Source organism: Pedococcus sp. P2_E5, assembly GCF_056403895.1.
Window position 1 is genome coordinate 12393 of record NZ_JBFUEP010000011.1, and the last position, 13675, is coordinate 26067.

The following is a 13675-nucleotide window of genomic DNA, read 5'->3' on the forward strand; positions in this document are numbered from 1 at the left end:
CGTTCGTCCAGACGGAGGCGGCCTTCGCACAGGTGACAACGATCGGTCCCGACGGTTACCCGGTGATGCGCACGATGACCGCGTTCCTCGAATCCGACTGGTCCGTCACGCTCGTGCAGCGGCGGACGCACCGCCGGATTGCTCAGTGGCGCAAGGACGCCCGGACCCTGGTCAGCTGGATCGGATCACCCGCACCGGGCGCGTCGAACGAGTCGCCGCACGTGTTCGACATCAACCAGCTCCCGCCCCGCGTGGTCTCAGTCCGTGGGGACGTCCGATTCATGCCTGACGAGTGGACGGTGGCGCGCTACGAGGAGCGCGTCGGGGAGCAACGCGCTCGGGGGTTCGACCGGGCACCGCATCGCGGCGGAGACGAGGTGGTCGACGATCTGGTCGGGGTCAGTCTGCGCCCGCACCGAGTGAGGATAGAAGGCTTCGGGGACGGGGCCCAGTCGTTCACGTGGGACGTCGGCGCCGATGGTCGGATGTACTGATGTTCAAGGCGCTGCTGGGATACGACGTCGAAGAGGGAGTCACCCCCGAGGAGTACGAGCGGTGGCTGTTCGACGTGCACGCTCCCGACCTGCTGAGCAATCCGTACCTGCGTCGCCTCGTGTTGAACAAGGTGGTCGCGCGGGTCCAGGCCACCTCGAGCGGCAGCCCTGCCGGCGCGGACGCGCTGACGTTCTATAGAATTGCGGAGATGCACTTCGAGGACCGGGACGAGTACGAGAAATACCGGCAGTGGTTCGAGGCCAACCCGATTCCGTCCGACCGGGGCCCTGCTGGCCGGACCAGGTTTCGGTTCTACGTGATCGCCGACAGCATCGAGGTCACGCGGTAGCAACCGGACCGCCGGGGGCAGGACCAGTCACTCACCCCGTCGCAGTGCAACCCCGTGGGGGTTGATGCAGCAGGCCCCGGCGAGTGCGCCGGGGCCTGCTGCGTCATGGGACGAACTACGTTGCTACTGCACCACTCCCAGGGCGTTGACGATCCCCGCGCCGTAGAAGGCGTTGAAGTCGTCGGTGCCGTTGCAGGTGGCGGTGAACTGAGCCGAACGGCCCTCCTGCAGGTAGGACTGCACGCCGCCGGGCGGGCAGGCGTGGTTGGTGGCGGTGGCCATCATGAGCGACGCCACTGCGTCGGGCGACATGGTCATGCCGCGGTTGCCGTCCACGGTGCCGTGGGCGCTGACCGCAAGGGCGGCGACGCCGGCGGCGTGCGGTGACGCCATCGAGGTGCCCTGCAGGAACTGGTAGTAGCCGCAGGCGCTGTTGGCACCCTTGGTCACGCAGTCGCGCTGGACACCCACTGCCACACCGTCCTCGTTGATGGTCCCGTCGGCGTCGACCAGTCCCTCGGCCTGCAGCACGTGCAGCGGAGCCGTGGAGAGGATCAGGTTGCCGTTGGTGCGGTAGGTCGGGGTGCCGAAGCCGTCCCGGAACCATCCACCGGGCGCAGACACCTCGAGCTCACCGGACGTGAGGTCCGTGGCCCAGTTGGAGTAGTCGGCCTTCTTGCCCGACGGCCCGAGCGCGGACACGCCGATGACGTGCGGGCCCTCGACCGGCAGGTCCTTGCAGGTGGCGTTGTCGATGGTCCGCTCGTAGGGCGTGTTGTCCCACGAGAAGTCCGGGTTGTCGTAGTCCGGGCTGGAGAAGTCGTGCCGCGGGTTCGAGATGTTGTCGTGGTCGTTGCCCAGGGCCGCCACCTGCGTCACACCGTGGGCGTACGCATAGTTGAGCGCACGCGTCATACCCTCGATGATGACCTGCTGGTCGGCCACGGCCGGAGCCGAGTCCTGCGGCGCGCCGTTGGCGCAGTTGTACAGCCACGGGTCGACGTAGAAGGACATGTTGACGACGTCGATGCCGACGTCACCGGAGTAGGTGAGCGCGCTGGTCACCGGGCCGAGGAAGAAGTAGCCGCTGTCCTGGCCGCCTCGGACGTTGACCAGGGTCACGTCAGGAGCCACACCACTCACGCCGAGCCCGTTGAGCGCCGCGCCGATGGTGCCCGCGACGTGCGTGCCGTGACCGTTGTCGTCCACGTCGGCCGGGTCGACACAGCCGGCGTACTCACACGGACCGTCGATGCCGACGATGTCGGTGGTGAAGTTCCGCGACTTGGCCGAGTCGAAGTTGGCCTTGAGGTCCGGGTGGTTGCCGTCCACACCGGTGTCGATGATGCCGACGGTGACGCGCTTGTCGCCGCTCTCGATGGCGTGGGCCGCGGAGCGGTTCAGCATGTCCATGCCCCACAGCTGGCTGTCGAGCGGATCCTCGCCGGACTTGCTCGCCTCGTGCTTGGCCTGGCCCGAGCCCTTCGTGGTCGAGGCCGCGGCGAGGTGCTCGCGCTCCACGGCGTCCTTGGGCCCGGCGCCCTGCGGCGTGGAGCCGATGGACACGTCTGAGGCGACACCCTTGACCCCGGAGATGGCGCCCGCGGAGGCGCGGAAAGCTCCGTCGCGCGATGTCACGCTGATCAGGCCGATCGCGGCGTTGGCTCGGGTGACGGTGGCTCCGGCCGCGCTGAGCTGGGCGGCGACGTCCGACGTCGACGCTCCGGCGTCGAGCAGGACCACATAGTTTGCTGCCGCATCGGCGGCGGTGACCGCCGTCGTCGCTGCCGAGGCTGTTGTCACTGCACCGGTGATTCCGGCCGCGACCATCGCCCCGGCGGTAGCCGTGGCGAGCAGGCGTCCTCTACGCATGGGTGACTCCCTTCGTGTGTCACGACCTCGTTGTCGCGCACGATTTGCAACCTACGACCCTTCGACGCCGGAAGGAAGATGCAACGGGGCGGCAAAGCGAGGGGTATGCCGCGTGGTCGCCGCCTGCGCCGAGGCTCGCCTAGCGGGGCGTCAGGACGCAGAACTCGTTGCCGTCGGGATCGAGCATCTCCACCCGGCCGACCTCACCCGGGCTGATGTTGCCCTGACCGAGGTCGACTCGGGTCGCGCCGAGGGAGACGAGGCGGTCGACCTCTGCCTGCTGGTCGCCGTCGAGTCGTGGCGCGAGGTCGAGGTGCAGCCGGTTCCTGCCGGTCTTGGGCCTCACTGGTGGACCGCCCCATGACATCTTCGATCCGCCGGCCGGGGACTGGATCGCGGTCTCCTCGTCCTGGTCCCAGACCAGCGGCCAGCCCAGCGCCTGGCTCCAGAAGTAGCCGACCGCCTGCGAACCGTCGCAGTTGACGGCCCCGATGAATCCGCAGCCGGTAAGGAAGTTGTTGCCGGCCTCGATGACGCAGAACTCGTTGCCCTCGGGGTCGGCGAGCACCACGTGCCCTTCCTCGGGGCGTTGGCCGATGTCGATGTGACGGGCGCCGAGCTCGAGCGCCCTGGCCACCGTCTGCGCCTGGTCCTCAGGCGAGGTGCTCGTCAGGTCGAGGTGGATCTGGTTCGGCACGTCCTTGGGCTCCTGGGTCGGGAGGAACCGGATCCGGAACCCGGGGTCCTCGTCCGGCACGAGCGTGATGCCGTCGTCGGGGTCGTGGACCAGCTCCCGGCCCAGGACGCCTGCCCAGAAGCGCGCGAGACCCAGTGGGTCGAGCGCGTCGAAGCAGAGCGCGAAGAACTGAGACGTCGTGGCCATGGCCATGATCCTCGGCGTTGCCACCCGGGCAGGCAACGCATTTGTCGGCGCGGGGCGCTGACCAGCAGTTACTTACGAAGAATTTACCCAAACCGCCCTCGTCGCCGGCCCCGAGCCGGGTGACACTGACTCGGTTCGCCCCGGCCAACCCGGGTGCGACGCCTGCAGCTCAGGAGGACCTGCAGGATGACTGAAGGGACACCACCGTGACCGGACGACGCATCACGCGCCGCGGCATCACGACGATCGCTGGGATCGCTGCGGCAGGACTTGTCGCAGCAGCAACTGCCCCCATGGCGGGCGCAGACCCCGGAGACCGCGTAGCCGGCAATGACAAGACCCCCACGGCCCAAACGGCCCAGGGCAAGATCAAGAAGCCGAAGGCCAACGACAAGCTCGGTCAGCACGACCGCGAGCTGCTCACCCGGGCCCAGGACAAGGGCACGCCGCGCGTGACCATCATGGTCGCCACCCGCAAGGGGCAGGCAACCGCGACCGCCAAGAGCATCAGGGCCGCCGGCGGCTGGGTCGCCAAGGTCAGCGACAAGTACGGCTACGTCAGCGCCAGCGTGCCGACCGGCAAGGTCGACGTCCTCGCCAAGTCCTCGACCGTCCTCGCGGTCGACCTCAACGAGTCGATTCCGCTCCCCAGGCCCGAGGCGGAGCAGCCGTCCGCGGCAGCTCAGGCAGCGCCCCAGCCCGCACCCGGTGCCGGCACCCCGAACGACAACCCCTACATGCCGACCCGCGACATCGGCTCGGTCGCCTTCAAGAACGCCCACAACACGTGGGACGGGCGGGGCATCACCATCGGCGTCATCGACTCCGGCGTCGACCTGGACCACCCGGCCCTGCAGACCACCAGCACCGGAGAGCGCAAGATCGTCGACTGGGTCACGGGCACCGATCCGCTGCTCGAGAGCGACGGGTCCTGGCGCGCCATGCTCACGTCGGTGACCGGTCCCAGCTTCACGGTGTCCGGCGTCGCCGGCACGTGGACCTCGCCCGCCGGCACCTACAAGTTCCAGCGCGTGGCGGAGAGCATCTCGGCCAACGACGAGGCCGCGGGTGACTTCAACCGCGACGGTGACAAGACCGACCGCTGGGGCATCCTCTACGACGAGGCCACCCACGACATCTGGGTCGACGCCAACCAGGACCAGACGTTCTCCGCCACGGAGAAGATGCGGCCCTACAAGGAGCACTTCGACGTCGGCCACTTCGGCACGGACAACCCGGCAACGCCCATCGCCGAGTCGATGCCCTTCACGGTCGAGTACCGCGAGGACGTCGACCTGTCCCCTGCGGGCCTGCCCGGCCAGAAGGCCGACTTCGTCAACATCGGCGTCGTCGAGGCCGCGCACGGCACCCACGTCGCCGGCATCGCCGCCGGGCACAGCCTGTTCGGCGGAGCGATGGACGGTCAGGCGCCCGGCGCCAAGATCGTCTCGACCCGTGCCTGCTCGTGGGGCGGTGGCTGCACCGCGGTCGCGCTGACCGACGGCATGGTCGACCTCGCCGAGAAGCGAGGCGTCGACGTGATCAACATGTCCATCGGTGGCCTGCCGGCCCTCAACGACGGCAACAACGCCCGGGCCCGGCTCTACGACGCCCTGATCGACGGCGGCGTCCAGCTGGTCATCTCGGCCGGCAACAGCGGTCCCGGCATCAACTCCATCGGTGACCCGTCGGTCGCTTCCAAGGTCATCAGCGTCGCCTCCTCGGTGACGAAGGAGACCTGGCTGTCCAACTACGGCGCAGAGGTCTCCTCTGCCCTGGCGCTGCACAACTACTCCTCGCGCGGACCGCGGGAGGACGGCGGCTTCAAGCCCAACGTCATGGCACCCGGGTCGGCGGTCTCCTCGATCCCGACGTGGCAGCCCGGTGGCGCGGTCCCCGAGACCGGCTACTCGCTGCCTCCGGGCTACGCGCACTTCAACGGCACGTCGATGGCGTCACCGCAGACTGCCGGCGGCGTGGCTCTGCTCCTGTCGGCCGCCAAGGCCACCGGCGTGGGCGTGACCACGCGACAGGTGCGCGACTCGCTCTACACCTCGGCCGACTACGCCCAGAACGTCGAGGCCATCGGGCAGGGTGCCGGTCAGGTGGACGTCCCTGGAGCCTGGGAGCTGCTCAAGACCAAGCCGTCCGCGCAGGACATCACCACGACCGCCCCGGTCTGCACCCCGCTGTCGGACCTCCTGGCAACGCCGAACCAGGGTCCTGGTGTCTACAACCGCTGCGACGCAGCACACGGTGGCCAGGTCTCCGGCGAGTACAAGACGTACGTCGTCAAGGCGACGCGCACCAGCGGAGCCGGTGGCCGGGTGACGCACAACCTGCGCCTCGTCGGCAACGACGGCACCTTCTCCCTGCCGACGAGCAGCCGTCCGATGCCCATGCGTGAAACGGTCGACATCCCGGTGAAGGCACGCACGAGCACTCCGGGCACCCACTCGGCCATCCTCGAGATCGACGACCCCGCAACCAAGGTCGTCGACCAGCGCGTGCTGCTCACCGTGGTCCTCTCGCAGGACCTCGCGGCACCGTCCTACGCGAAGACCACGTCGGGCTCGGTCGAGCGCAACCTCACCAAGAAGGTCTACGTGACCGTCCCGCAGGGTGCCAAGGCCCTGCAGGTCAACCTGAGCGGCGTGCAGGCGGGTGGCCAGGTTCGCTGGATCGCCTTCAACCCGTACGGCGTTCCGGTCGAGTCGACGTCGTCGCTGGTGTGCTTCACCAACTTCAGCGACCCGGCGTGCAACAGCACCTCACGGAGCTACGCCAACCCGCTGCCCGGCATCTGGGAGCTGGAGATCGAGGCACGGCGCACGACGCCGACCCTCGCCAACCCGTTCACCATCGCCGCCGCCGTCCAGGGTGTGGTCGTCGATCCGGCGTCCCAGACCCTCGCCTCGGTGACGGCGGGCCAGCCGGCTCCGGTGTCGTGGACGGTGACCAACCAGTTCGGCCAGGTCAGCGCCACGCCTCAGGGCGGGGTCCTGGGCAGCGCGGTCTCGGGTCGCAAGACGATCGCCAACCACGAGGTGCAGGAGTTCCAGGTCGTCGTTCCCGCGGGCGCCACGCGCCTCACGGCGACGATCGGGCGGCCGTCCGACCAGGGCGCCGACCTCGACCTGTTCGTCCTGCGCGCCGGCGCCATCGTCGCCCAGCAGGCCGACGGCGACTCCGAGGAGTCGGTGACCATCACCAACCCGGTGGCGGCCACCTACACGGTCAGGGTCGACGGGTACGCAGTCCCGAGCGGCAGCACGCAGTACGACTACCTCGACGTGTTCTTCAGCCCCGCGCTGGGTTCGCTGACGGTCCCCGCGACCGTCCTCGACCTCGCGCCCGGTGCCTCGGCGGCGGTTACGGGCGAGCTCACGGCGAACGCAGCCCCCGCTGCGGGTCGTCAGCTCTTCGGCGAGATGCGCGTCCTCTCCGGCCAGGGCGCGGTGCTCGGCACCGGCTCGGTCGTGGTCGGCGGCGTCACGCCGTAACCCGCCTCACCACTGGACCCCGCAGCCCTTCGTGGCTGCGGGGTCCAGTGCGTTCAGCGCTCCAGCACCTCGTCGACCCACAGGGGCTGACCCTGTTGGCAGGTGGTTGCCAGGCCGGTCATGACGGCGCCGCGCACGGTGACCGTGTCCCCGGCCGCCAGTCCCGATGTATGACCCACCAGCACGTAAGGCCCCTCGCCCTCGCCCAGCAGGAGGCAGCCGGACTCCACCCCGTCCTCCACGATGCCGCGGACCGTGATCACGCCCCCTCGGCCCGGCGGTGACGTGACGGTGAGGTCCTCGGTGAACGAGGACGGGGCGGACGACGACCGAGTGGCGGGCGAGCTCGAACCGCCCGCGGGCGTGTCCCCGGCGACGCCACAGCCGGTGGCCGCCAGCAGCAGGCACCCCGACAAGACCATCCGAGTCGTCACGGTGCCATCCTCACCCGGCGCGAACCGCAGGTACAGACCTTTCCCGTTGCGCTGGTTGGACCGGGACATCTGGGGTACATCTGGACCATGACCGAGGAACCTCTCAACCGTGGTCGCCACGAGACCCCAGAGGAGAGGCTCGACCGCAACTGGGACGAGCTGCTCCAGGAGCTGCGCGTCGTGCAGACCGGCGTCCAGATCCTGGCGGGCTTCCTGCTGACCCTGCCGTTCCAGCAACGGTTCACCGAGATCGAGGACGTCGACCAAGCGGTCTACCTCGTCGCGTTCTGCCTCACGGTGGTCGCCACGGCGTTCCTCGTCGCCCCCGTTGCATCCCACCGCCTGTTGTTCCGCAGGCGCGAGAAGGCCACCCTCGTCGCCATCGCCCACGTCTGCGCGCGCATCGGCCTGGTCGCCCTCGCCCTGGCGGTCAGCACGGTGGCGTTCGTCATCTTCGACGTCGTCACCGGCAGGGACGGGGCGGTCGCGGCCGCGAGCGCCATCCTCCTGCTGTTCCTCGTGAACTGGCTGCTGCTGCCGCTGGGCCTGCTGCGCCGCGACGAGGCCGCTGGGCGCGACCGGGCCTCTGCAGGTGACCACACCTAGGTGCGCGAGGATGGGGGTATGCCGGACATCGCACCTTCCCCGGGCGGCGTGCGCATCCAGCGCGTCGTCACCGCAGGCACCTTCGACCGACCCGCGGGTCAGCTCACCCTCGAGAACAACACCTGGGTCATCGGCGACGACGCGGAGTGCCTGGTCATCGATGCGGGGCACGACGGCCGCGCGATCGTGAAGTCGATCCCCCGTGAGCAGCGGGTGCAGGGTGTCCTCATCACCCACGGGCACTTCGACCACCTCGACGCGGTCGGCGAGGTGTGCGACGGCACGCGCGCCCCGGCATACCTGCATCCACGGGACCGGTTCCTGTGGGACGAGCTCTATCCCGTGACCCCCGACCGTGAGCTGGCCGACGGCCAGACGCTGACGGTCGGCGACGTCGAGCTGCACGTCCTCCACACGCCGGGCCACACGCCCGGGTCGGTCTGCTTCCACGCCCCGTCACTCGGGGTGGTCTTCACCGGCGACACCCTGTTCCCGGGCGGGCCCGGAGCCACCCGGCACGACTACAGCGACTTCGACACGATCATCGACTCGGTCCGCGAGCGCCTGTTCAGCCTGCCCGACGACACAGTGGTGCTTCCCGGGCACGGGGACTCGACGGTGATCGGCGCAGAGCGTCCCCACCTGCAGGAGTGGGTCGACCGACGCTGGTGAGGTCAGGTGAAGAGCAGTACCCCCGCGATGACGAGCAGGACCGCAGCGAGGTAGACGAGCAGGACCGCAGCGGCGATGACGGCGGCGCTGTGGCTCAGCCACCACCGGGTCTCGTGGTGGGGGACGTGCAGGTGGGCGAGTGCTGTGCGCATGGGCGCACCCCCTCGGGGTTGGGAACCGGCCTCTCTCGAGAGTAGGACGCTCAGCCGTCCTGTCCAGCCCGCCACGCCGCCCGCCGGGCTCCCAGGCGGCCCATCCACGGGCCCGCGCCCCTGTCGCTGGCGAGGTCGCGCTGGTTTCATGGACGAGTGGCACCACGGGGCGTGCCGAGCCGGGATCCGCTGGCCTGCATCGTGGTCAGGGGCGCGGACGTCGACGCCCTGGCCTCCGCCACCAGCCGGCTGGCCCCTTCCTGGGAGGGACCGGCCGTCGTCCTCGCCCGCCTCTGCCAGCCGACACCCGTGAGCGCCGCCGTGGTCCATGCGGTGGTCGACCTGCTGCACGACGAGGGCTGCGCGCCGGTGACGGTCGGCACGAGCCTGCACTCCTACGACCGCGACCGCGGCCACCACTCGGTGGCCGACCTCGCGCGCCTGGCAGGTCTCGTGGGCCGCACGCCCCGGGGTCGGGCCTACGACGTCGTCGACCTCGGCGCCGCTCTCGTCGAGGCGCCGGTGCCCGATGCCAGCGTGCTGTCCGGACGCCAGGTCTCGCGGCTGTGGGTGGAGGCCGGCTCCAGGGTGGTGGTCGCCCGTGCCGTCACCGACCTCGTGCACGGGTATGCCGCGTGCCTGGCCACGCTGCTGGGTGCGGCACCGGAGGTGGCCGGCGCCGAACCCGCCGACGTCGCCGCCGACCTGCTCGCCCACGTCACGCCCACCCTCGCGGTAGTGGATGCACTGTCCGCCAGCGTCGGCCCGGACGGCGCACGACTGCCCCGGTCCATCGACAGCAAGGCGCTCGTCGTCGCGACCGAGGTGCTCGCGGCCGACGGCGCCTGTGCCGCCCTGCTGGGACTCGACCGTTCCGTGTCAGGGCTGATGGAGCGGTCGATCCTGGCTCACGGTGCCCCGGGCGGGCGGACCGAGGGGCTGCTCACGCCGCTCGCCGGTGCGCACGCGGCCCACCCCCTCGCCCGGGCCGCCGCGCGGTCGGTCGCGACGGAGCCGCGCCTGGCACGCGTGCTGAGCGCGGCCACCGGTGGACCGGACGACGGGGCGCGGCCACCCGACCCCGTGCTCTCCACCGTGCGGGCCGCCCTGACACCGCTCGTCGGCGCCGCCGAGGACCCCGTCGGTCACCTGCCCCTCACGACCGTCCTGGGCGGAGTCGCCACCCTCCGACAGGGGACGCTCGCGTGGGCGACCGGGGCTGACAAGGCGACCGTCGACCGACGGGAGGTGCCGCTGGGCTTCGACCCGACGGCATACCCGGTGGGGGACTTCGACGGCCTCCCGGCCTTCGTCGCACCGTTCGAGGCCGTGCTCGACGGGCTGCCCGCCAATGCCGACGGCATGCGCTGGCGCCTCGTCGACGGAGCGACGGTCTTCGAGGTGGGGCGCGACATCAGGGCCGACTTCGACGAGTTCGTCGCCCGCGTGGACGTGGCTGCCGGGATCAGCCTGATGGCCGACTACCTGGGTGGCCGGCGGGTCGTCCTGTCGAGCGTGGCTGACAGGTCGGCGACGCACGAGGGCCCGGCGAGTTCGGTCGTCGCTCGAACGCGACAAGCCGAGCGCAACCTGTACCTCCCCCAGCCCAACTACCTGGCCGCCTGGGGTGGCGAACCGATCGACGTCTGCAAGATCGAGCTGGTGGAGCGGAGCGCCGACTGGCAGCGACTCACGTGGCGAACTGTCCACAGCCCCAACGGTTCTGCCGAGTTCGACGACGGCAGCCTGACGTTCACGCGCACCCCGGCCGGCACTCACGCCGTCGTGCGTGGCCGACAGCTGTTCGCCCTCCCCGCGGCATGGTCCGGCGTGGACCTCGCGGCGCTCCCGGAGCTGCGCAACCCGCTCCTCGAGGAGGCCTACCGACGGTTCTTCACCACGACCTTCGACAACCTCGAGGCCTGCTTCGAGGGACGCGAGTTCCGCATCGGCCGCCCGCCGATGGACCCGACCGAACCGCTGCTCACGCAGGCCCTCTACCTGCTGCTCGGCGCCGTCAGCCAATGGCTGGGCGAACCCGATGACGAGGGCGCCCACACCACAGCGCACGACGACCACGACGACCACGTCGATGCCCAGGGCTTCCGGCACGTCAGGGGGAGCCGGTGAAGATCGCCGTCACGGGGGCCACCGGCATGGTGGGCGGTCAGGTCGCGAGCGCCGCTCTCGCGGCCGGTCACGAGGTCCTGGCCATCACCCGGCCCGACCCCGATGGGCATGAAGCCATCCTGAGGATCGGCGGGCTCACCGTGTCGAGGGCTGCTGCTGCGCTCACCGACGGGGCTGCCCTCACCAGGGCGCTGCGGGGCTGCGACGGCCTGGTCCACTGCGCTGCCGTCTACGCCTTCGGCTCGGCGCGTGCGGGCGAGGTCGAGCAGGTCAACACCGAGGGCACACGCGCCGTCCTCGAAGCGGCCGCCGCCGCCGGCGTCTCCCGCGTCGTCGTCACGACCTCGTCGGTCACCCGCGGTTCGAGCCTGCTCCCCCGGGCCAGGTCGGAGCGCGACCACCTCGGCACCGAACCCGCGCCCCCCTACTACGCCAGCAAGGTCGCCCAGGAGGAGGTGGCGCTGGAGACCGGGCACCGTCTCGGCCTCCCCGTGGTGCTGGCCCTGCCGACCGTCGTCCTCGGTGGCCCGTTCACCCGCCTGGCGCCCAGCAACGCCATCGTGCTGCGCTACCTGCTCGACCCCACGCGCAGCACCTTCGCCGGCGGTTGCAACGTGGTCGACGCGCGCGACGTGGGCACCGGCCACGTCGCGCTGCTCGAACGTGGCGTCGCCGGCGAGCGCTACCTGCTCGGCGGCGAGGACCTCAGCTGGCGGATGCTGCACAGCCTCGTCGCCGACCTCTCGGGGCTGCCCGGACCGTTCGCGGAGATGCCGGCCGGGAGCGCATGGGCGCTGTCCGCGGCTGCCGAGTGGTGGGCCGGGCTGCGCGACGAGACTCCACTGACCACGCGCGAGGAAGCCTCCACGGTCGGCCGGTTCTACTGGTACACCTCGGCCAAGGCCCACGACCTGGGGTATGCCGCCCGTCCGGCTCGCGCCGCGGTCGCCGCCTCGCTCGCGTGGTTGGCGGTCAGCCCCGACCTGCCGCGGTGGGCGCGCGAGGGCCTGCGGCTGCACCCCGAGGTGCGCGCCGCGCGAGACCTGGTGGCAGCCCCTCTGGGGGCGGCGGACGAGCTCAGTCCGCGACCTCGACGGTCACCTCCAGCGTGGCCTCGTCGCCGCCGCTGACCACCACGCGCCCGACGTACTGCTCACCCGGCTGCACCACGTCCTCGTCGAGGTTGGCCTCGATCCGCACCTGGTACTCACCGCCGGCCGGGATGGTGACGCGGTCCGGGTCGACGGTCAGGGTCACCGCGACCACCGTGCCCGTGGCGTCACGCAGCTCGCTCGGCTCCAGCTCCACCCGGCGCGCTCGCGGGTGGCGGTTCACCACCGTCACCGAGGACTGCGCGGTCTGCCCCACGGCGGCGCGCAGGAGCACCCGCGACCGCCGCACACCGTCGTCCTCGTCAGCCTGGGGCGCCGGTGGGGCGGAGCCGTTGCGGGTCTCGGCGCTGCCTCGGCGGCTCCGGGAGCCCGCACCGGCCGTCGTGGCGTCGCTGATGATCCGGGCCGCGCTCCGCGTGCCCAGAGCCATGAGCTCGCTCGCGTAGTCGAAGCCGAGCGCTCCCGCCTCCCGCCAGTAGCGCGCACCCTCGCGGCTGACGGCGTCGAGGTAGGCCCGGCTCGTCGACGACCGRTCCACGTCGCCGGACAGGGTCGCCCGCCCCAGCTCGAGGGACTGCTTGGCCAGGGCTGCCTGGGCCTGCAGGGCCTGTCGGGCGAGCTCGGTGATGCGCGCCAAGGTCTCGTCCGCAGCGGTGGTGTTCTTCGAGTCGGTCATCTCGGTCCTCCTAGCAGCAGCATCCGCAGTCACACCCGACCTCGACCGCGTCGCAGTCCGCGGGCAGCACCACGACGGCCACGCGCTGCGGCCGGGCGCAGCCCTCGAAGCGGACGTCGGCGTAGGCGCTGGCGCACGAGTCCACGTCGGTCGTCCGCCGTGCTGTGCCGGCGACGACGTCGACAGGGACCGCGGTGGTGTTGCCGTCCTTGACGTCCTTCGTGCCCTTCGTGCCCCTGGTGTCCTTGGTGTCCGACGATCCGTCGTCGGACGAGCCCCGGGTCGAGATGAGCAGCCGGACGATCCGGTCCTCGCAGGGGCCCAGAACGAGCTTCTCGTCCTCCAGGACGGCCCGGATCTCGAGGTCGTCGCCCGAGCAGCCGTGCCAGGGCCCGACCTCCAGGGTCACCTCACGCTCCCTCCGCCACGGGTTGTGCAGCCGGAACGGCACCACCCGCACCTCCCCTGCCCTGGCATGCACGACGACATCGGCCTCCGGTACGCAGCAGTCGCAGGCATCCCCACACCCACAGCTGTCGTGACACCCACAGTCCCTCGCGCCACAGTCCTTCTCGCCACGGTGGTGACCCTCGTGGTGGTGGGCACCCTTGTGGTGACCCGGGGCGGCGGCGGGAGCACCCGGCATACCCAGGCCGACGGCCGCCACCACCGGCGACCAGGCTTGTGACCACTGGTCCCAGGCCGTCGTCGACTGGTCCATCCACTGCTGCACGGCGCCGGCGAACCCGTCGCGCAGGGTGGTGAGGTACTCGGGTGCGGTCGTGCTCATG

Annotated in this window: 13 protein-coding genes; 7 read left to right on the top strand and 6 right to left on the bottom strand. The window is 70.9% G+C overall.

The genetic code is table 11. From position 1 onward, the window contains the following. The first annotated feature begins 32 nt into the window (after positions 1 to 32). Both AC1DVZ_RS05235 and AC1DVZ_RS05240 read left to right on the top strand, forming a co-directional pair. Positions 33 to 494: a hypothetical protein gene (locus AC1DVZ_RS05235; RefSeq protein ID WP_477617123.1), complete on the top strand. Its 462-nt coding sequence runs from the start codon at positions 33 to 35 to the stop codon at positions 492 to 494. Then, positions 494 to 844 (top strand): EthD domain-containing protein, encoded by a 351-nt coding sequence (locus tag AC1DVZ_RS05240; RefSeq protein ID WP_477617124.1) that lies wholly within the window; start codon positions 494 to 496, stop codon positions 842 to 844. The genes AC1DVZ_RS05235 and AC1DVZ_RS05240 overlap by 1 nt, the downstream gene beginning before the upstream one ends. Before the next feature lie 123 nt (positions 845 to 967). Here the strand turns inward: AC1DVZ_RS05240 and AC1DVZ_RS05245 are convergent, their stop codons facing one another. Beyond that, positions 968 to 2716, bottom strand: a complete 1749-nt coding sequence (locus AC1DVZ_RS05245; protein ID WP_477617125.1) for a S8 family serine peptidase — start codon at positions 2714 to 2716, stop codon at positions 968 to 970. Between the two features lie 139 nt (positions 2717 to 2855). Next, on the bottom strand, positions 2856 to 3599 hold the full coding sequence (locus AC1DVZ_RS05250; protein WP_477617126.1) for a VOC family protein: 744 nt from the start codon (positions 3597 to 3599) through the stop codon (positions 2856 to 2858). 206 nt (positions 3600 to 3805) lie between these two features. Here AC1DVZ_RS05250 and AC1DVZ_RS05255 point away from each other — a divergent pair, with 206 nt between their 5' ends. Beyond that, positions 3806 to 7102, top strand: a complete 3297-nt coding sequence (locus tag AC1DVZ_RS05255; protein WP_477617127.1) for a S8 family serine peptidase — start codon at positions 3806 to 3808, stop codon at positions 7100 to 7102. Positions 7103 to 7155: 53 nt separating this feature from the next. Here AC1DVZ_RS05255 and AC1DVZ_RS05260 read toward each other — a convergent pair whose 3' ends face one another. Beyond that, entirely contained in the window at positions 7156 to 7536 is a 381-nt protein-coding gene (locus AC1DVZ_RS05260; RefSeq protein ID WP_477617128.1) for a hypothetical protein, read from the bottom strand. An 87-nt stretch (positions 7537 to 7623) separates the two neighbouring features. Here AC1DVZ_RS05260 and AC1DVZ_RS05265 point away from each other — a divergent pair, with 87 nt between their 5' ends. Together AC1DVZ_RS05265 and AC1DVZ_RS05270 are read left to right on the top strand one after the other, a co-directional pair. Beyond that, on the top strand, positions 7624 to 8142 hold the full coding sequence (locus AC1DVZ_RS05265; RefSeq protein WP_477617129.1) for a DUF6328 family protein: 519 nt from the start codon (positions 7624 to 7626) through the stop codon (positions 8140 to 8142). An 18-nt stretch (positions 8143 to 8160) separates the two neighbouring features. After that, a complete protein-coding gene (locus AC1DVZ_RS05270) occupies positions 8161 to 8814 on the top strand; it encodes an MBL fold metallo-hydrolase (RefSeq protein ID WP_477617130.1) in 654 nt (217 codons plus the stop codon). Between the two features lie 2 nt (positions 8815 to 8816). Here AC1DVZ_RS05270 and AC1DVZ_RS05275 read toward each other — a convergent pair whose 3' ends face one another. Then, entirely contained in the window at positions 8817 to 8966 is a 150-nt protein-coding gene (locus AC1DVZ_RS05275) for a hypothetical protein (RefSeq protein ID WP_477617131.1), read from the bottom strand. A gap of 156 nt (positions 8967 to 9122) precedes the next feature. Here AC1DVZ_RS05275 and AC1DVZ_RS05280 point away from each other — a divergent pair, with 156 nt between their 5' ends. Both AC1DVZ_RS05280 and AC1DVZ_RS05285 read left to right on the top strand, forming a co-directional pair. Beyond that, the gene (locus AC1DVZ_RS05280; RefSeq protein ID WP_477617132.1) at positions 9123 to 11096 is read left to right on the top strand and encodes a DUF362 domain-containing protein; all 1974 of its coding nucleotides are present in this window, start codon (positions 9123 to 9125) and stop codon (positions 11094 to 11096) included. Continuing rightward, positions 11093 to 12226: an NAD-dependent epimerase/dehydratase family protein gene (locus tag AC1DVZ_RS05285; RefSeq protein ID WP_477617133.1), complete on the top strand. Its 1134-nt coding sequence runs from the start codon at positions 11093 to 11095 to the stop codon at positions 12224 to 12226. Before AC1DVZ_RS05280 ends, AC1DVZ_RS05285 begins: the two co-directional genes overlap by 4 nt. Here the strand turns inward: AC1DVZ_RS05285 and AC1DVZ_RS05290 are convergent. Together AC1DVZ_RS05290 and AC1DVZ_RS05295 are read right to left on the bottom strand one after the other, a co-directional pair. Beyond that, positions 12174 to 12884, bottom strand: coding sequence for a hypothetical protein (locus AC1DVZ_RS05290; RefSeq protein ID WP_477617134.1), 711 nt, complete (start codon positions 12882 to 12884; stop codon positions 12174 to 12176). The two genes, AC1DVZ_RS05285 and AC1DVZ_RS05290, sit on opposite strands and share 53 nt — an antisense overlap. 10 nt (positions 12885 to 12894) lie before the next feature. Then, entirely contained in the window at positions 12895 to 13674 is a 780-nt protein-coding gene (locus AC1DVZ_RS05295; protein ID WP_477617135.1) for a hypothetical protein, read from the bottom strand. Between the last annotated feature and the right edge of the window lies 1 nt (position 13675).

What these genes read in the sequence shown, in the direction of transcription:
- AC1DVZ_RS05240 (WP_477617124.1), top strand. Translation starts at nt 494, where the DNA reads ATGTTCAAGGCGCTGCTGGGATACGACGTCGAAGAGGGAGTCACCCCC.
- AC1DVZ_RS05275 (WP_477617131.1), bottom strand. Translation starts at nt 8,966, where the DNA reads ATGCGCACAGCACTCGCCCACCTGCACGTCCCCCACCACGAGACCCGG.
- AC1DVZ_RS05250 (WP_477617126.1), bottom strand. Translation starts at nt 3,599, where the DNA reads ATGGCCACGACGTCTCAGTTCTTCGCGCTCTGCTTCGACGCGCTCGAC.
- AC1DVZ_RS05295 (WP_477617135.1), bottom strand. Translation starts at nt 13,674, where the DNA reads ATGAGCACGACCGCACCCGAGTACCTCACCACCCTGCGCGACGGGTTC.
- AC1DVZ_RS05270 (WP_477617130.1), top strand. Translation starts at nt 8,161, where the DNA reads ATGCCGGACATCGCACCTTCCCCGGGCGGCGTGCGCATCCAGCGCGTC.
- AC1DVZ_RS05265 (WP_477617129.1), top strand. Translation starts at nt 7,624, where the DNA reads ATGACCGAGGAACCTCTCAACCGTGGTCGCCACGAGACCCCAGAGGAG.
- AC1DVZ_RS05245 (WP_477617125.1), bottom strand. Translation starts at nt 2,716, where the DNA reads ATGCGTAGAGGACGCCTGCTCGCCACGGCTACCGCCGGGGCGATGGTC.